This is a genomic window from Corynebacterium stercoris, assembly GCF_024160105.1.
Taxonomy (GTDB): Bacteria; Actinomycetota; Actinomycetes; order Mycobacteriales; family Mycobacteriaceae; genus Corynebacterium; species Corynebacterium stercoris.
Genome location: NZ_JAMFTQ010000009.1, coordinates 14787 through 31687, shown reverse-complemented (window position 1 = coordinate 31687; position 16901 = coordinate 14787). Strand labels below are relative to the sequence as shown.

Annotated in this window: 13 protein-coding genes, 1 tRNA gene and 1 pseudogene; 8 read left to right on the top strand and 7 right to left on the bottom strand. The window is 67.0% G+C overall.

The window, feature by feature from the left end; genetic code table 11:
* Window positions 1–9 precede the first annotated feature (9 nt).
* The gene (locus M5J20_RS07920; protein WP_253578271.1) at window positions 10–1746 is read right to left on the bottom strand and encodes a glutaminase; all 1737 of its coding nucleotides are present in this window, start codon (window positions 1744–1746) and stop codon (window positions 10–12) included.
* Window positions 1747–1912: 166 nt separating this feature from the next.
* On the opposite strand from M5J20_RS07920, the gene M5J20_RS07915 reads away from it, so the two are divergent.
* A complete protein-coding gene (locus M5J20_RS07915) occupies window positions 1913–2185 on the top strand; it encodes a DUF1540 domain-containing protein (RefSeq protein ID WP_253578269.1) in 273 nt (90 codons plus the stop codon).
* 78 nt (window positions 2186–2263) lie between these two features.
* Here the strand turns inward: M5J20_RS07915 and M5J20_RS07910 are convergent, their stop codons facing one another.
* The 6 genes and pseudogenes from M5J20_RS07910 to M5J20_RS07890 form a co-directional block, all read right to left on the bottom strand.
* Window positions 2264–3007: a hypothetical protein gene (locus M5J20_RS07910; RefSeq protein ID WP_253578267.1), complete on the bottom strand. Its 744-nt coding sequence runs from the start codon at window positions 3005–3007 to the stop codon at window positions 2264–2266.
* A gap of 70 nt (window positions 3008–3077) precedes the next feature.
* Window positions 3078–4511: an MFS transporter gene (locus M5J20_RS07905; protein ID WP_367614932.1), complete on the bottom strand. Its 1434-nt coding sequence runs from the start codon at window positions 4509–4511 to the stop codon at window positions 3078–3080.
* A 26-nt stretch (window positions 4512–4537) separates the two neighbouring features.
* Window positions 4538–5902 (bottom strand): tryptophan synthase subunit beta, encoded by a 1365-nt coding sequence (gene trpB / locus M5J20_RS07900; RefSeq protein ID WP_253578265.1) that lies wholly within the window; start codon window positions 5900–5902, stop codon window positions 4538–4540.
* A gap of 77 nt (window positions 5903–5979) precedes the next feature.
* Window positions 5980–6063, bottom strand: a tRNA-Leu gene (locus tag M5J20_RS07895).
* Window positions 6064–6432: 369 nt separating this feature from the next.
* Window positions 6433–6663 carry an IS3 family transposase gene (locus M5J20_RS11515; protein ID WP_367614931.1) on the bottom strand — a complete coding sequence of 77 codons (231 nt, stop codon included), beginning with the start codon at window positions 6661–6663 and terminating at the stop codon, window positions 6433–6435.
* Window positions 6617–6801 (bottom strand): annotated as a pseudogene (locus M5J20_RS07890) (hypothetical protein); the annotation flags it as partial. The gene M5J20_RS11515 and the pseudogene M5J20_RS07890, both read right to left, overlap by 47 nt.
* Before the next feature lie 857 nt (window positions 6802–7658).
* Between M5J20_RS07890 and M5J20_RS07885 the strand changes: the two are divergent.
* The 7 genes from M5J20_RS07885 to pknB all read left to right on the top strand — a co-directional run bounded on the left by M5J20_RS07885 (window position 7659) and on the right by pknB (window position 16891).
* On the top strand, window positions 7659–8558 hold the full coding sequence (locus M5J20_RS07885) for an FHA domain-containing protein (RefSeq protein WP_253578263.1): 900 nt from the start codon (window positions 7659–7661) through the stop codon (window positions 8556–8558).
* A gap of 66 nt (window positions 8559–8624) precedes the next feature.
* The gene (locus tag M5J20_RS07880; protein ID WP_253578261.1) at window positions 8625–9074 is read left to right on the top strand and encodes an FHA domain-containing protein FhaB/FipA; all 450 of its coding nucleotides are present in this window, start codon (window positions 8625–8627) and stop codon (window positions 9072–9074) included.
* Entirely contained in the window at window positions 9071–10453 is a 1383-nt protein-coding gene (locus tag M5J20_RS07875; RefSeq protein ID WP_253578259.1) for a PP2C family protein-serine/threonine phosphatase, read from the top strand. Before M5J20_RS07880 ends, M5J20_RS07875 begins: the two co-directional genes overlap by 4 nt.
* Window positions 10450–11808, top strand: a complete 1359-nt coding sequence (locus M5J20_RS07870) for an FtsW/RodA/SpoVE family cell cycle protein (RefSeq protein ID WP_253578257.1) — start codon at window positions 10450–10452, stop codon at window positions 11806–11808. The genes M5J20_RS07875 and M5J20_RS07870 overlap by 4 nt, the downstream gene beginning before the upstream one ends.
* Entirely contained in the window at window positions 11809–13275 is a 1467-nt protein-coding gene (locus M5J20_RS07865; RefSeq protein ID WP_253578255.1) for a penicillin-binding transpeptidase domain-containing protein, read from the top strand.
* Window positions 13276–13288: 13 nt separating this feature from the next.
* Entirely contained in the window at window positions 13289–14845 is a 1557-nt protein-coding gene (locus M5J20_RS07860) for a serine/threonine-protein kinase (protein WP_253578253.1), read from the top strand.
* 3 nt (window positions 14846–14848) lie between these two features.
* Window positions 14849–16891 carry a Stk1 family PASTA domain-containing Ser/Thr kinase gene (gene pknB / locus M5J20_RS07855; RefSeq protein WP_253578251.1) on the top strand — a complete coding sequence of 681 codons (2043 nt, stop codon included), beginning with the start codon at window positions 14849–14851 and terminating at the stop codon, window positions 16889–16891.
* Window positions 16892–16901 lie beyond the last annotated feature (10 nt).

Here is a 16901-nt window from a genome sequence, read left to right as displayed (position 1 = left end):
CCGCGAACGCTACGAATTTTCCGGTTCCGGAATCTCGATGCGCTCGCCGGAGTCTGCAGCGGCAACCTCGCCGCTCTCGTCGCTCTCGCCGTGCTCGTCGCGCTTGATCAGCGGCTCGAGGCGCTCGCGGATGCGGTCGCGCCAGGTCTGCTCGGCCTCTTCGTAGCCGGCGTCGTGCGGCAGCAGGCCGCGGTGGGTGAAGTTGACGGTGGTTTCGCCGGCATCGTCCTCCTCGATGTCGAAGATCAGGGACGTGTCGTCCCACTCGCGGTCGGACTTCTCGTCGCCGGTCGGCTCGACGTGCCAGACCACGCGCTTGCCGTCGTCGGCCTCCTGCACGGTAAGCGCGACCTTCTGGGCATCGCTCTCCACGGTGAAACCGGCGCCTTCCTCGTCGGCCTCGCCCTCGACGCGGTCCTCCCACCACTGGCGCGGCTTGGTAATCGCGTCGAACACCCGCTGGCGGGCGGCCGGCACGGTGAAGGAAACTTCGAGGTCTTTCACCGAATCGGCGGTGGAGCCGTCGGAGAACTCGTAATCCGGGAAGGCGCCCTCCGGGTCGTAGATGGCTACCTTGGTGCCCTGCTCGCGGAAGCGCAGCAGGCCGTCCTTGATCAGCTTGCGGCCGGACTTGTTGAAGGAGGTCACGCCGGACACGTCCAGCACCAGGTCGCCGCGGACCAGGTTGCGCTCCTCCAGGTCGTAGAGGATCTTCTCCGCGGAGATGAAGTTGATGCGCCCCTGCAGCTCCACCACCGTGGTGCCGCCCTTGTGGTCCACCCTGCGGATGCCCGGTGCGATGTAGTAGTCGGAGGACATCAGGTTGAGGCCGAGGCCGCTCGACAGTTCTTTGAACACCTTGACACCGCGCACCGAGTTGCCCTGCTTGTCCAGCCGGGGGCTCAGCGAGGCGATGCCCATCTGGCTCGGGATGGTGCCGATCAAACCGCCGGACACGCCGGACTTCGCTGGGATGCCAACGTTCACCATCCAGCGGCCGGAGGCGTCGTACATGCCCGCGGAGACCATCACGGCCTGGGTGACGCGGCAGGCTTCGGCGGTGAGGATCTTCTCGCCGGTCACCGGCTGCGTGCCGCCGTTGGCCAGGGTCGCGGCCATCACGGCGAGGTCCTGCACGGTGACCAAAACGGAGCACTGCTTGATGTAGGTGGTCACGGCATCGAGTGCGGAGTCGGTCACCTTCCCGGCTTCGCGCAGCATGTGGGCGATGGCCATGTTGCGGTCGGCGCCGGCCATTTCGGACTCGAAAATCTCTTCGTCGATACGCAGCTCGCGCCCCGCAAGGCGCGAAAGGTAGTCGCGGGTCTTCTCAATGCGGTCCTCGATGGGGATGTTCGGGCCGCCGATGAGCTGGTTCACGGTGATCGCGCCGGCGTTGATCAGCGGGTTCGCGGGGCGGCCCTGGCTGTCCAGAGAAAGCTCGTTGAACGCGTCGCCGGAGGGCTCCACGCCGACGTACTTGTGCACTTCCTCCGCGCCGTAAATGTCCAGCGCGAGCGCGTATATGAACGGCTTCGAGATGGACTGGATGGAGAATTCGTAGTCGCAATCCCCCACCGCGTACATGTGCCCGGCCGTGGTGCACAGCGCGAGACCGAGCTTGTCCGGGTCGGCGTTCTTCAGCTTCTCGATGTAATCGGCCGTCTCGCCGCCGTCCTGGTCGCGGACGGTGTCGAGGATGTCTTGGAGGTACTGCGGCACTGGCGAGGACACGGGGAGAGACATGCCCGCGAGTCTAGTTCCACCGATTTACGCAACACGCTTGTTGCGTTATTTCTGCAGGTCAGCATAGGTTTTCCTTGCTTGCGGGGGTTTGTTTTGCGCCCTAGGGTGGGCATTGTCAGATACGCAGAAGCACCGATTGACCCCCGTTAGAACCAAGGAGTTCACCATGGCAACTGCAACCAAGATCGCTTCCTGCTCCACCACCGCTTGCGCATTCAACGACGGCGGCTGCACCGCGCTCGCCATCACCGTCGCGGGCACCGACACCGCCGCGTGCGGCACCTTCACTACGCTCGACGCCCGCAGCTCCCGCCCGGCCGAGGGCCAGGTCGGCGCCTGCCACCGCCTCGAGTGCGCCCACAACACCGACCTCATGTGCACCAACGAGGCAATCGAGGTCACCGGTGACGCGAACTGCGCGAACTACGAGGTCGCATAAGCACTTTCACTTTTCGACGATTGGCTAACGGGGCCCCGCCGGCGCAGGCGAGGCCCCGTTTCCACACCCGGGCGGCTGTCAGATACGCGATTCCGCGTGCCAGCCCGAGGCCTCCGCGGCCAGACCAGTGAGCTGGCCGGCCAAGTCAACAAGATCCACCGCCGGGCGCGACAGCGCGACGTGCACCGTCTGGCGGGCAGCATTCGTCGTGCGCAGCAGCGTCACGCCCGCGGAGCAGACGTCCACCACGAACATCTGGTTCTGCGTGTGCGCGCAGCCGCCGTACGGGTGGGTTTCGCCGGGGATGTTCGGGATGAGGTTCAGCGCTGCTGCGTCGAAGAGCGTGTTCAGGCAGCGCTCGCCCAGGCAGGAGACGGTGTCGTAGGCGCTGAGGCGGTCATCGTCCACCTCGCCCAAGCCGAGGGCCAGCGGACGAAGGTCTTCGACAGCGAAGCTCGCGGGGCGGCCGATGTGGTGGACGTGGATCTGCTCGAGGTCGAGCACGCCGGTCATCCACGGCCCCTCCGCAGACACCCACTCCACCGTCGCCAACGCGTGCGCACTCGCCGCCGAGATGGTGACGTGGAACTGCGGGGCCTGGAAAAGAACGTCGACACGCACGTCGAGCTGCTCAGTGCCCGGCACGTCGTCCGCAAAGCAGGTGACGATGAGGTTGCCGGCCGCGTCGAGCCCGTGCGCGGCGACATCGATCGTCGGCTGCCCGGTTTCGCGGTAGGCCACGAGCATCATGTCGCCGCCGCCCGCGAGCGCGCGGGTGGCGATGTTGGCGGCCAGCGCCGTAGCTGCATCCGAAAACTGCATGCGGTTATCCTAACCTCTCTCCCGTAAGGTAACCCTACCCTAAAGGGTTGGCCGGGGAGCGGTCAAGGGTTTAGTGCGCGACGAGCGACCCCGACTTCGGGTTGTCCCGGAAGCACCACCAGGTGAGCAGCGCGAACGCCACGGCCGCGATCCCCAGCAGCCACAGCACCGCGTGGTAGGCGCCCGCGTACGCAACCTCGTAGGGCTGCGTCTCCTGCCCCAGCACCACCCACCGCGCCATGAGCGAGCCGGTCACCGCGACCGTGATCAGCGCACCGAACTCGTACGACACCTCCTCCACGCCCGCGGCCATGCCGGAGCGGTGCATCGGCGCCGCGCCGATGATGGCAATCGACGCCACGCCCATGATCGCCCCGCCCGCGATGCCCATCGCCACGAGCCCCACGAGCTCCACGCTTAACGACGCCGCTGTCGAGCCCCACACCAGGAACCCGATCCCCACAGTCGCGACGACGAAACTGCCTGAGACCAGCGGCAGGAAACCGGCGCGGTAGAGATTCGCCCCCGAGAGCGTGGAGGCCGGGATCGCCGCCACCGCCATCGCGACGATTGCCAGTCCCGCCTGGAGCGGGGAGAAGCCGTCGGCAAGCTGGAGTTTCTGCACCGTCATCACCTCGACGCCGATGAACACCACCATGCTGCCCACGGCGGCGAGCACGCCGCCGGTGAATAGGCGCGAGCCGAAGATGTCGAAGGTGAGCAAGGGATCGTCGAGAAGCGTCTGGCGCCGAGCGAAGAGCGTGCCGCCGAGCACCGCCGCCGCGAGCGCCAGGGCGAGCAACCAGCCCGTGCGCTCCGGATTCGCCGCCTCCTTGATGGCCATGGTGAAGCCGAGGAGGCCGACAAGTGCGTAGAGAGAGGACACCGCGTCCCAGTGCTTCGCGGGGTTGGGGACGTTCTCGGGCGCGAGCAGCACCGTCAGCGCGAGGGCGATCACGACGACGGGGACGTTGATGAGGAAAACGGAGCCCCACCAGAACACCTCGAGCAGCGCCCCGCCTATCAACGGACCGAGGGCCGCGCCGACCACCGCGACCGAGCTCCAGATGCCGATGGCGGTGTTGCGTTCCTGCTCGTCCGCGAAGGTGAGGCGGATGAGCGCGAGGGTGGCCGGCATCATCGTCGCGCCGCCCACGCCCAAGAATGCGCGGGCCACGACGAGCGCCCACGCCGTCGGCGCGAACGCCGCCGCCAGCGAAGCGACGCCGAAGATGGCCAGACCGACCATGAACATCAGGCGGTGGCCCACCTTGTCCCCGAGCGTGCCGGTGCCCAACAGCAGGCCCGAGAGCATGAGCGGGTAGGCGTTGATGATCCACAGCGATTGCCCCGGCGTCGCGCCGAGCTGGGCGGAGAGCTCCGGCAGCGCCGTGTAGAGGATCGAGTTGTCCAAGCTGATCATGAACAGCCCGAGCGAGATCACCGCGAAGAACGTCCACCGCTGCGCCGCGGTGGTGGGCTCGGGTTTGGGCTGCCTAGTCACGGGACGCGACTATATCGCGTGCCCCGCTAGTGGTGGGAGACGGTGTTGTCGCCCTCGCGCTCGTTGGAGGCGCTGGTCATCTCGGCGAGCACCTCGGAAACGCGGATGTCGCCCACCGGGGACTCGAAGGGGTCCTCGTAGATCAGGTCGCCAAGGATGTTGAACACGTAGTCCAGGTCCTTGTCGCCGCGGCCGGAGAGGTTGACCAGGATGTTCATCTCCTGACCCGCCGCTTCCGCGTCCTCCGCCATGCGCAGCGCGTGCGCGAGCGCGTGGGACGACTCGAGCGCCGGGATGATGCCCTCGTAGCGCGACAGGATGCGGAACGCCTGCAGCGCGTCCGCATCCGTGGCGATGACGTACTCCGCGCGGCCCGTGTGCATCAAATGCGCGTGCTCCGGTCCCACGCCCGGGTAATCCAAACCGGCGGACACGGAGTGGGACTCCGCCATCAGCTCGTCGTCCGGGCCAGTGACGACGTAGGAGCGGGAGCCGTGCAGGATGCCGACCTTGCCGTGAGCCAGCGGCGCACCATGCTTGTGGGTGTCGATGCCCTCGCCCGCCGGCTCCACGCCGATCAGGCGAACGCCCTCGTTGCCAGGCTGGTCCTCGAGGTACTGCGCGAATGCGCCGATCGCGTTCGATCCGCCGCCGACGGCCGCGACGACGGCATCCGGCAGCCGGCCGGTCTCCGCCAGCATCTGCTCGCGGGACTCGCGCGAGACCACCTGCTGGAACTCCTTCACCAGCGTCGGGAACGGGTGCGGCCCACACGCGGAACCCAGCACGTAGTGGGTGGTTGCGAGGTTCTCCACCCAGTTGCCCAGCGCCACGTCGATGGCATTCGACATGGAGCCGCCGTCCTCGCTGGTCACCGGCACCACCTTCGCGCCCATGAGACGCATGCGGCGCACGTTCGGCTGCTGGCGCGCCACGTCCTGGGCACCCATGTAGATCACGCACTCCATGCCCATAAGCGCTGCCACCATAGCGGTCGCGGTGCCGTGCTGGCCCGCGCCGGTCTCGGCGACGAGGCGGGTCTTGCCCAGGCGCTTCGCAATGAGCGCCTGCGCCAGCACCTGGTTGCCCTTGTGCGCGCCGCCGTGCGCCAGGTCTTCGCGCTTGAGGAAGAGCCGCACATGCCGCATCTTCTCCCCGGTGGAGAGGCGCGGCAGGTTCTTGCACTCGTAGACCGGGGTCGGGCGGCCGAGGTACTTCGCCTGCAGCTCAGCTAGCTCGGCGAGAAACTCCTCGTCCTCGCGGGCCTCGACGAACGCCTTCTCCAGCTCGTCGAGCACCGGAAAGAGTGGCTCCGGCACGTACTGGCCACCGAACTCGCCGAAGTAGGCGTCGATGAGGGTGTCGCGTTTCTGCACGGGGATCTCGGTCATGTGTGGAGGATACCCCTGCAGAAACCCTGCGTATGGCAAAACCCCGAGGTAATTGACTTACCTCGGGGTTCCATCTGTGCCCGGGGGGGGACTTGAACCCCCACGTCCTTGCGAACACTGGCACCTGAAGCCAGCGCGTCTGCCAATTCCGCCACCCGGGCGGGCGACTCGATCACTATAGCACCGCGCTACCGCGCCGAAACAAATCGGCAGCTCACGGTGGGATTTGCGGGGGCGGCGGGGAGGTCTGGTGCGGGGGTGGCTGGGGCGGGGTCGGGCTACGGTGTCGGGTAGGTGTGAGTTGAGGGCGGGGCTGCGGCAGGTCAGGGCCCCGGCCAGCGTGCTCTTGGCACCCGCCGACGCTGACAGCTCCACTTAGGGTGGGCTAACTGGAGCTGTCAGCGATTGGAGCTGTCAGCGCAATCTCGCTGACCTGCAGGTTTCAACTGGTCAGCTGTCGTCAACGACACTGAGAGCTCCATTCGGCTTTGCGGTTGGAGCTGTCAGCGATTGGAGCTGTCAGCGCCAACTCATTGATCTGCGGGTTTTAACTTGTCACCTGTCGGCAACAACGCTGAGAGCTCCAGCGACCCCTGCACTTGCCCCCAGAAGTTGGTCTGGTGGGGCTTGAGGGGTTGGTTCCGGTACTGCATCGGGGTTAGGCCTTTTAGTCTTTCTTGGATTCGTTCGGTGTTGCACCAGGTGATGTACTCACTGATGGCGTCGGCGAGTACTTCGACGGGCAAGACCCGCAGCGGCATACTCCGAACCGTGATCCGCCTTGAAGATGACGATCACCTGGACCTTCAGGCACGTCCCTGATTCCTCAAGTCCCGCAATTTCTTTAAATACGCGTTTTCGGCCTGCAACCGTTCAATCTCCCGTCGAAGCTTGTCCTCTTGAGAGTGTCCGATTGATTGTGTGTGGGGGCTTGGTTTACGAGTAGACCGTGAATCGGTCGAGGCTGCCGGTTCGGTTGATGAACTTTGCGTTGTGCGTTGCTGCTTGCGAGTCGGTTTCTGCACAAGACATAGCCTGCCACGAAGTTCGTACCGGTGATACAACGTCCGCGCCGCCGGAGGAGACACCAACGAGCCTCGCTGCAGCAGAAGATCCCAACCCCTGCTCAAACAAATCCACCAACTGTGCCCGCTGCTCCTCCGACAACGAACTGTCACTGCGCACATCAAACTCCCCACTAGTCAGGAACCGATCTCACAGTCCAACTAATGGGGAGAAGTGCAAGGGGGTGCTGGAGCTGTCAGCGGTTGGAGCTGTCAAAGCAATCTCGCTGACCTGCACGTTTCAACTGGTCAGCTGTCGGCAGCAGCGCTGAGAGCTCCATTCGGCTTACCGGTTGGAGCTCTCAACGACTGGAGCTGTCAACGTCAACCTTCTGACCTGTACGTTTCAATTTGACACACGTCAGCAACAGCGCTGAGAGCTCCATTCGCACCCGCGGCTGGAGCTGTCAGCGGTTGGAGCTGTCAGCGCAAACTGGCTGACCTGCACGTTTCAACTGATCACCTGTCGGCAACAGCGCTGAGAGCTCCAGCGACCCCCCAAGGTTGGAGCTGTCAGCGGTCGCACCTCTCTATCGGCAGCTGGAGCACAGCCGCGGTTCTAGGTTCGGGCAGCTGTGGGACATATACTTACTGCGTCGAAAAGCACCTGAAGCTCGCTCGGCCGTTCTTGCGTGCGCGGAAAGTGCCCTGAGCTGCATACAAAGGCATACAGAGAAAGGAGGTGCGGGTAGATGTCATTCATGGATAGGTTGGCCAAGCTGGATAGTTCGATTCAGCGCGGGCTGGATAACTCGATGGCGGCGGTGTTCGGCGGCAAGGTCGTGCCGGCTGAGATCGAGGAGTTGATTCGCCAGGAGGCCCAGGATTCCATCGTGGTCACGGACCAGGATGAGGTTGTGGCGCCGAACGTGTACGCCGTGGGCGTATCGTCGAAGGACCTGGAGAACCTGTCGCAGCAGCGGGATCTGCCCGTCGACCTCGCCGAGCAGCTCATGCGGTACGTGCGCAACCAGGGTTGGTACCTCGACGGTCCGGCGGTTGTCCGGATCGCGGAGGAGTCCGGTTTGCGCACCGGTCAGCTGCGGGTGTCCTCGTACATTGACACTGAGCCCGATGTGGCCAGCGGCTTCGACGCGATCTACGCGGAGCCGAAGCCCGGTGCCGGCTCCCGTCTCGGGAAGCTGGCGCAGAACCAGGAGAATGAGATGTCCGAACCCAACACCACGCAAGCCGCCGGCGGCCTGCCGACGGTGAGCCTCCTTTTGCAGGACGGCTCGTCGCGTACCTACCTCGTGCACGAGGGATCCAACATTCTGGGCCGTTCCAACGAGGCTGATTTCCGCCTGCCGGATACTGGCGTGTCGCGCCAGCACGCGGAGATCACCTGGGACGGCGAGGTGGCTGTGCTGGTAGATCTGCAGTCCACCAACGGCACCACCGTCAACGATGAGCCGGTGGAGAACTGGATGCTTGCCGACGGCGACGTCATCACCGTCGGCCATTCCCACATCGAGGTGCGCATTGTGGAGCCGCGCACTGCGAGTGCCCTGGCCGAGCAGGTGCAGGAGCAGCCCGAGCCGCTCCCGGGCGACGCTGCCAGCCACCCGAGCACGGAGTACTTCCGCGCCTAAGACCCCGCGCCTGAGACCCCGCTCCGGCCGCGCCGGAGCGCCCAAACCCCAAGGAAGGTGAACCCCATGGACCCGACAGTGATCTTGAGCGCCCGTTTCGGGCTGCTCGCCCTGCTGTGGCTGTTCATCCTGCTGGTTATGTGGGTGCAGCGGAAGGATTTGGTGAATGCGGCTGGGGTTGTGCGTCGGCAGGCGGCGGCGCAGGCACCGGTGAAGCGCGACAAGGCGCGGCAGATGACGGTGGTGGAGGGCCCGCTGCAGGGCTCGCACATGGAGATCGCCAGCGTGGAGGACGTGACTATCGGCCGCGGGCCGGATAACGACTTCCAGCTTGGGGATGATTTCGCGTCGTCGCGCCACGCGCGCCTGTTCAGGCGGGGCAGCGAGTGGTTCATCGAGGACCTAGACTCGCGCAACGGAACGTTTGTGCAGGGTATGCGCATCGACCAACCGGAGAGGGTGCAAGTGGGCACCGACATCAAGATGGGACGCACGATTGTGAGGCTTATGCCATGACGGAGAACACGCAGCAGCTGCACCTCAACTTCGTCGCCGCGTCCGATCGCGGCTTGGTCCGCGGCAACAACGAGGATTCCGCGTACGCCGGCCCGCACTTGCTCGCGCTTGCCGACGGCATGGGCGGCCACGCCGCCGGTGAAATCGCCTCCCAGCTCATGGTGACCCACCTCGAGCACCTGGATAAGTCGCCGGGCGACGCGGACCTGCTGGCCCTGCTCGGCGCGGCCGCGGAGGACGCCAACGCGGCGATCGAGGATTCCGTCGCGGAGCACCCGGAGCAGCAGGGCATGGGCACCACGCTCACGGCGCTGATGTTCAACGGCACCCAGTTCGGCATGATCCACGTCGGCGATTCCCGGGGCTATTTGCTTCGCGACGGCGCCCTCACCCAGCTCACGGTCGACGACACCTTTGTGCAGTCACTGGTCGACGAGGGCAAGCTGAACCCGGAGGACGTGTCCTCCCACCCGCAGAAGTCGCTGATCCTCAAGGCCTACACGGGCCGCCCAGTGGAGCCGCACCTGGAGATGGTGGAGGCCAAGGCGGGCGACCGCATCCTGCTGTGCTCCGACGGCTTGTCGGACCCGGTCACCAACGAGACGATCGCCGTCGCCCTCGACCAGGGCACCCCGGAGATCGCGGCCCAGCGCCTCATCGAGTTGGCGCTGCGCTCCGGCGGCCCGGACAACATCACGGTTGTGGTTGCTGATGTGGTCGCGGGAGCGGCGTCGGCAAGCGAGGAAAGCTCCGCCCCGGCGATCGTCGGGGCGCTGGCGCCGGGCTACGAGTCGACGCACCCGAATTCGTCGGCAAGCCGTGCGGCGGCGCTGCTGCGCAAGTCCGAGACCATCCAGCCGGACCACAACCGCACGAAGACCCAGCCCGCGGACGCGGCTGAGGGTGCCGCCGACGATGCGGAGGGCCCCCAACGCCCCCAACGCCCCCGCCGCACCGTCTGGCCGTGGGTAGTCGGCTGCCTACTGCTGGCCATCATTCTGGTGTTCGCCGGGGTGATGTGGGTGCGCAATAAGACGACTGACCTGTACTTCCTCAACGTGGACCAGGACGGCGCGTTTGTCATCGAGCACGGCTCGAAGCAGAAGCGCGAGGAAATCCAGCACGCGTGCATCGACGAGAAGAACCAGCTGCGGATCGTGTCTGTGAACGTGCCGGAGTCCGCCAGCTGCCACGTCTTCAACCAGTCGGACCTGCCCGCCAGCCACCAGGACGCGACGGAGCGCTTCCCGGGCGGCTCCTACGACGCGGTGCTGGGCCTTTTGGGCAGGCTCGCCAACGAGGCACTGCCTGTCTGCGTGGACAAGGACGGCGCAGAGGCCGCCCAACCCGCGCAGGCCTGCCGGGAGGTGGCGAAGTGAGCGGACTGCTCGGACGCAAAAAGGAGCTCTTCCTGCTGATCGGCTCGGCGGGTTTGCTCCTGCTCATGCTGTTCAGCCTCGAGCTGAGCCAGGGCCGGACGCTGAGCCAGGACATGCTGATCCTGGTGGGCGGGTTCATCGGCGTGTACGCGGTGGCGCACGTGGCCATCGGCTACCTCGCGCCGCACGCGGATCAGACGATGCTGCCGATTGTCTCACTGCTCAACGCCATCGGCCTGGTTATCATCTACCGCATTGACCTCGCGGATCGCCCGAACTACGGCCCCCTGGCGGAGCGCCAGATGATGTGGTCTTTCGTGGGCGTGGTCCTCATGGTGCTCACGATGGCGATCATCCGCGACCACAAGTCGCTCTCGCGCTACTCCTACCTGCTCGGCCTCGTGGGCCTCATCCTGCTGGCGCTGCCGCTGGTGTGGCCGCAGCCGCCGGGGTACGAGGAAGCGCGCATCTGGCTGTGGCTCGGGCCATTCTCGATCCAGCCGGGCGAGTTCTCCAAGATCCTGCTGCTGATCTTCTTCGCGCAGCTCTTGGCTCAGAAGCGCGCCCTGTTCACCGTGGCCGGCAAGCGCTTCCTGGGCCTGACGTTCCCCCGCCTGCGCGACCTCGCGCCGATCCTGGTGGTCTGGGCCATTGCGATCCTGATCATGGGCGTGTCCAACGACTTCGGCCCGGCGCTGCTGCTCTTCGCCACCGTGCTCGCGATGGTCTACTTCGCCACCTCGCGCGCGTCCTGGCTGTTCATCGGCGTGGGCCTTGTGGCCATCGGCGGCTACGCCGTCTACCAGGTCAGCGAGAAGATCCAGCAGCGCGTGGCCAACTTCATCGACCCCTTCGCGGACTTTGAGGGCATCGGCAACCAGCCCGCCAACGCGCTCATCTCGCTGAGCTGGGGCGGGTTGACCGGCACCGGCCTGGGCTACGGCCACCCGGAGCTGGTCCCCGTGGTGCACTCCGACTACATCCTCGCCGCGATCGGCGAGGAGCTCGGCCTCATCGGCGTGGCCAGCGTGCTCATCCTCTTCGCCGTCCTGATTACCCGCGGGTTCCGCACCGCGCTCACCGTGCGCGACACGTACGGCAAGCTCCTCGCCGCAGGCTTGGCGACGACTATTGCCATCCAAATCTTCGTCGTCGCCGGCGGCATCTCCTCGATGATGCCGATGACGGGCCTGACCACGCCATTCATGTCGGCCGGCGGCAGCTCCATCATGGCCAACTACATCCTGTTCGGCCTGCTGTTGCGCATCTCCAACTCCGCGAACCGCCCGGCGGAGTTCGACGCGAACGCGATGACCAAGACCCCCGGCCGCCGACGCGCGGAGGTGAGCGCCTAGATGAATAAGTCCATTCGTCTGGGGGCGGTGTTCTCCCTGCTGCTCATCCTGGCGCTTTTGGTGCACTTCACGGTGGTCCAGGGCTTCCGCGAGGAGGAGTACGCCCAGGACGCGCGCAACTCCCGCATCACCATGGACCTCAAGCGCATCAACCGCGGGCAGATCAGCGCCGGCGGCCAGGTGCTCGCGGAAAGCTTCAAGAACGAATCCGGCTTCTACCAGCGCGCGTACCCGAACATGCCGTTCTCCTTCGCGCCGGTGCTTGGCTACGTCTCGGACCGATACGGCACCGCCCAGCTGGAGGCCGGCTACAACGGTTCGCTGACCGGCGACACCGCCGGCTCCTCCTCCCGCTTCCTGCGCACCGGCCAGGAGGATGACCACGTGGGCAACTCCGTCGAGCTGACTATCGATCCGCAGCTCCAAGCCCTGGCCTTTGACCAGCTGAACAGCCGCGGGTTCGAGGGCGCGATTGTGGCGTTGCGGCCGTCGTCGGGCGAGGTGCTCGCCATGGCCTCCTCCCCCTCCTACGACCCGAACCTGATCGCCAACCCGCAGACGGCGGAGGGCGCGTGGGCGGACGTGAACGCCAACCCGGGCAAGCCCCTGCTCAACCACGCGATGCAGGACCAGCTGCCGCCGGGCTCCATCTTCAAGATCATCACCACCGCCGCGGGCCTGCGCGCCGGCTTCACGCCGGACAGCTTGCTCACGGGCGAAGCGCAGACCATCCTGCCGGGCACGGACATCCCGCTGACCAACTACGGCGGCATGCCCTGCGCCGGCGGCGGCGAAGTGACGCTGCGCACCGCGTTCGCGCTGTCCTGCAACACGGCGTTTGTGCAGATGGGCCTCGCTGCCGGCGCGGACGGGCTGCGAGACGCGGCCACCGCCTTCGGCGTCGGCGAGCGCTACGACATGGGCCTGCCGGCCGCCGCGGGCTCCCTCGGCGACCTGCCGAGCGGGCCGGAGGTAGCGCAGTCCGCGATCGGCCAGCGCGACGTGACCATGACGGCAACCCAGGCCGCGGTCATGGCCGCGACGGTGGCGAACGACGGCAAGCGGATGGCTCCGTACGTCGTCAAGCGTGTGCTCCGCCCGGACCTCACCGAGGTGTCCGCGGCCCGCCCGCGGCAGCTCAACGAGGCGCTCACCCCGGAGGAAGCCGCGACCATCGCGGACCTGATGTACGGCTCCGAGCGCGCCACCTGGGGCTACGACGGCAACGGCTTCGCCTCAAAGACCGGCACCGCCGAGCACGCCGAGGGCGCGGACCCGCACGTGTGGTACGTGGCCTTTGACAAGGGCAAGGACGTGGCGGTGGCCGTGGTGGTGAAGAACGGCGGCAACCTGGGCGCGGGCGCGACCGGCGGCCAGGTGTCCTCCCCGCTGGGGCGCGCGGTGCTCTACGCCGCGCCCGCCCCGCCGCCCCCGCCGGCCGAGAACTCCGATGCAGCAAGGAACTAAGAGGTGACACAGCATGAACACTGAGAACCGCGAAGATTTGCAGCAGCTCATCGGCGCTGATTACCAGCTGCAGTGGATTATCGGCCACGGCGGCATGTCCACCGTGTGGCTGGCGGATGACGTGGTCAACGAGCGCGAGGTGGCGCTGAAGGTGCTGCGCCCGGAATACTCCGCCAACCAGGAGTTTTTAGACCGTTTCCGCAACGAGGCGCTGGCTGCCGAGGGCATCAACTCCCCCAACGTGGTGGGCACCTACGACTACCGCGAGGTGCAGACCCCGGCCGGGTTCACCATGTGCTTCATCGCCATGGAGTACATCCGCGGCGAATCCCTGGCGGACCTCATCGCCCGCGAGGGCAAGCTGGATGAGGACGTGGCCCTCGACGTGCTCGAGCAGGCGGCGCACGGCCTCGCGCTGATCCACCGCATGGGGCTGATCCACCGCGACATCAAGCCGGGCAACCTCATGATCACCCAGAACGGGCAGATCAAGATCACGGACTTCGGCATCGCCAAGGCCGCGGCCGCCGTGCCGCTGACCCGCACGGGCATGGTGGTGGGCACCGCGCAGTACGTCTCCCCGGAGCAGGCGCAGGGCATGGCGGTCACCCCGGCATCCGACGTCTACTCGCTCGCCGTGGTCGGCTACGAGATGCTCTCCGGCTCCCGCCCGTTCACCGGCGATTCCTCCGTCTCCGTCGCGCTCGCGCACGTCAACAACGAGCCGCCGCCGCTGCCGATCTCCGTCTCCGCACCCGCGCGCGAGCTCATCGAAATCGGCCTGCGCAAGGACCCGCAGCTGCGCTTCCGCGACGGCAACGAGATGCAGCTCGCCGTCAGCCAGGTCCGCGACGGCATGCGCCCGGCGCAGCCGGGGGGACGCACCCAGGTCATCGCGACGGAACCCTCCCCCACGGCGTCGACACAGGTGCTTGCCGACGTCTCCGAGAACCGCACCACCCGCCCCGCCGGTGCCTATCCCCCCTCGTCCGCGAAGGCCGTAGCCGCCAACCGCCAGCAGGTCGGCCCGCCGCAGCCGCAGCGCCAGCCCGCTCCGGCCCCAGTGCCGGCGCGTGCTGCTGCGCCGATGCGCGGGGACCAAAGCGTCGGCAAGCAGAAGTCCTCGAAAGCGGGGCCGATTATTGCGACGCTCCTGGCGCTGGCCCTGATCGGCGGCGGCGCGGCGTGGGCGTGGACCAGCGGCGCGCTGAACGGGGTGTTCGGCCCCGCGCCGACGCGGACCACCACGCCGGCCCCGCCGCCGACCGAGACCACCACGGTGGAGACGCAGGTGAGCACCACGACGGTGCAGGAAACCGTGTCAGAGCGCCCGACTGTCCCGCGTGACCAGCGCGAACCCGGGACGGTGACGTTCGAGCCGGAGACCGAGACGCGGGCCCCGGCCCAGCCGTCGACCTCCGCGCCGGCCCCGGCACCGAGCCCGTCGGTGCCGTCGCAACCCGCAACCCCGCAGGTAGCCACGCCGGAAAACACGCAGCCCCAGCCCGGCCAGGGACAAGGTGGGCTAGAATTACCAAACGCCACACCCGCCCCAGGAGGTAACTCGTAAACCATGAAGATCGCTGACCGCTACGAGCTCGGTGACATCATCGGCACCGGCGGCATGAGTGACGTGTACGCCGCGACCGACACCGTGCTGGGGCGCGACGTTGCCGTGAAGATGCTCAAGATCGACATGGCGCGGGACGAGAACTTCCGCGAGCGCTTCCGCCAGGAGGCGAAGAACTCCGCACGCCTCAACCACCCCAACATCGTGGCGGTCTACGACACGGGCGCCCAAGTCATCGGCGGCGTGAACATCCCTTTTATCGTGATGGAGCGCGTCCGGGGGCGGAACCTGCGCGACATCGTGCGCAACGACGGCCCGCTCTCCCCGCAGGAGGCCGCCGCACTGCTGCAGCCGGTGACCCGCGCGCTGCAGTCCAGCCACGATGCCGGCATTATCCACCGCGACATCAAGCCCGCGAACATCATGGTCACCAACACCGGGGCGGTGAAGGTGATGGACTTCGGCATCGCCCGCGCGTTGGACGATTCCACCTCGGCGATGACGCAGACCTCCGCGGTGATCGGCACCGCGCAGTACCTCTCCCCCGAGCAGGCGCGCGGCAAGGCCGCCGACGCCCGCAGCGACATCTACGCCCTCGGCTGCGTGATGTACGAGGCCGTGACCGGCACCCCGCCGTTCGAGGGCGAATCCCCCTTCGCCGTCGCCTACCAGCACGTGCAGGAGGATCCGCAGCCGCCGAGCGAGCGCATCACCGCCACGCTGAGCCCCAACGAGGCCGTGAACGTGGATTCCGTGATCCTCACCGCCATGGCCAAGCACCCGGCGGACCGCTACCAAACGGCGGACGAGATGTGCGCCGACCTGGCCCGCCTCGAGCGCGGCTCCGTGACCAACGCGGCCCGCACGCACCTCGCAGCCGCTGAGCAGGACCTTTCTTCGCGTGACGACGTTCCGTCGAGCGACGCCTCCGACGCCACCGTCGTGAGCACGCGGGTGCGCGCCGCGCAGCCCCCGCGCCGCGAGCACGCGCCGGAACCCGCCGCCGCACCCGTTGCCGCCGCACCGGCAGCGACGCACTCGCGCTACGAGGACCACCGCCGCGCCAACGAGAAGACCAGCGGCAGCTCCAGCTGGATGAAGTGGGTCGCTTCCATCCTGGGCCTGATTCTCCTGGCCGCCACCGGTTGGCTGGCGTACTCCTACTTCTCCTCCCCCGCCGAGGAACCCGCGCCGGTAGAGACCCAAATGGTGGCGGTGCCGGACGTGACCGGCAAGCCGCGCCAGGAGGCCGTGCCTGAGCTGGAGGGCCTGGGATTCAAGGTGGTCACCTCTGATCAGCCGAGCCCGGACATTCCGCGCGGGCACGTGATTGGCACCAACCCGATCGCCGGCTCCGAGCTGGCCCCGGGCACCCTGATCACCGTGAACGTATCCACCGGCCGCGAGCTGACGGACGTGCCGGACCTGACCAACCTCACCGCGCAGGACGCCGCCGCCGCGCTGGAGGAGGCTGGCCTCGAGCTCAACGAGGACATCCGCCGCGAGACCTCCAACGACGTGCCGGAGGGCGTGATCACCTCGCAGTACCCGGCTGCCGGCTCGCAGATTTCCAAGGGCTCTAAGGTGACCATCACCGTCTCCACCGGCCGCGAGCGCGTGACCATTCCGTCGCTGACCGGCCTGAACGTGAACCAGGCGACGGCGACATTGAGCCAGCTGAACCTGCGCTCCACCGTCACCCGCGTCGACTCAGAGCGCCCGGACGGCGAGGTCCTCGGCGTGGCCGGCGCGAACACCGAGGTGGAGACCGGCACCACGGTTGAGCTGCGCGTGTCCAACAACATGCTGATGACCATGCCGCAGATCACCCGCATGACCCCGAATGAGGCGGACCGCGCCCTGCGCACCGCGGGCTGGAACGGCCGCCTGGTGGCGGGTCCGACCGTGCCCACCGGCGCGCTTGTGGATGCCGGCATGATCGGCCACCAGGAAGTCCCCGCCGGCAACACCATCCGCAAGGACCAGGCCATCGGCTACAACCTCTGGGAGTTCGACGCCGCGGCCCTGAATCCGCTGACTAACTAGCCCCCGATTG

What these genes read in the sequence shown, in the direction of transcription:
- M5J20_RS07920 (WP_253578271.1), bottom strand. Translation starts at nt 1,746, where the DNA reads ATGTCTCTCCCCGTGTCCTCGCCAGTGCCGCAGTACCTCCAAGACATC.
- M5J20_RS07915 (WP_253578269.1), top strand. Translation starts at nt 1,913, where the DNA reads ATGGCAACTGCAACCAAGATCGCTTCCTGCTCCACCACCGCTTGCGCA.
- M5J20_RS07910 (WP_253578267.1), bottom strand. Translation starts at nt 3,007, where the DNA reads ATGCAGTTTTCGGATGCAGCTACGGCGCTGGCCGCCAACATCGCCACC.
- trpB (WP_253578265.1), bottom strand. Translation starts at nt 5,902, where the DNA reads ATGACCGAGATCCCCGTGCAGAAACGCGACACCCTCATCGACGCCTAC.
- M5J20_RS11515 (WP_367614931.1), bottom strand. Translation starts at nt 6,663, where the DNA reads ATGCCGCTGCGGGTCTTGCCCGTCGAAGTACTCGCCGACGCCATCAGT.
- M5J20_RS07885 (WP_253578263.1), top strand. Translation starts at nt 7,659, where the DNA reads ATGTCATTCATGGATAGGTTGGCCAAGCTGGATAGTTCGATTCAGCGC.
- M5J20_RS07880 (WP_253578261.1), top strand. Translation starts at nt 8,625, where the DNA reads ATGGACCCGACAGTGATCTTGAGCGCCCGTTTCGGGCTGCTCGCCCTG.
- M5J20_RS07875 (WP_253578259.1), top strand. Translation starts at nt 9,071, where the DNA reads ATGACGGAGAACACGCAGCAGCTGCACCTCAACTTCGTCGCCGCGTCC.
- M5J20_RS07865 (WP_253578255.1), top strand. Translation starts at nt 11,809, where the DNA reads ATGAATAAGTCCATTCGTCTGGGGGCGGTGTTCTCCCTGCTGCTCATC.
- M5J20_RS07860 (WP_253578253.1), top strand. Translation starts at nt 13,289, where the DNA reads ATGAACACTGAGAACCGCGAAGATTTGCAGCAGCTCATCGGCGCTGAT.
- pknB (WP_253578251.1), top strand. Translation starts at nt 14,849, where the DNA reads ATGAAGATCGCTGACCGCTACGAGCTCGGTGACATCATCGGCACCGGC.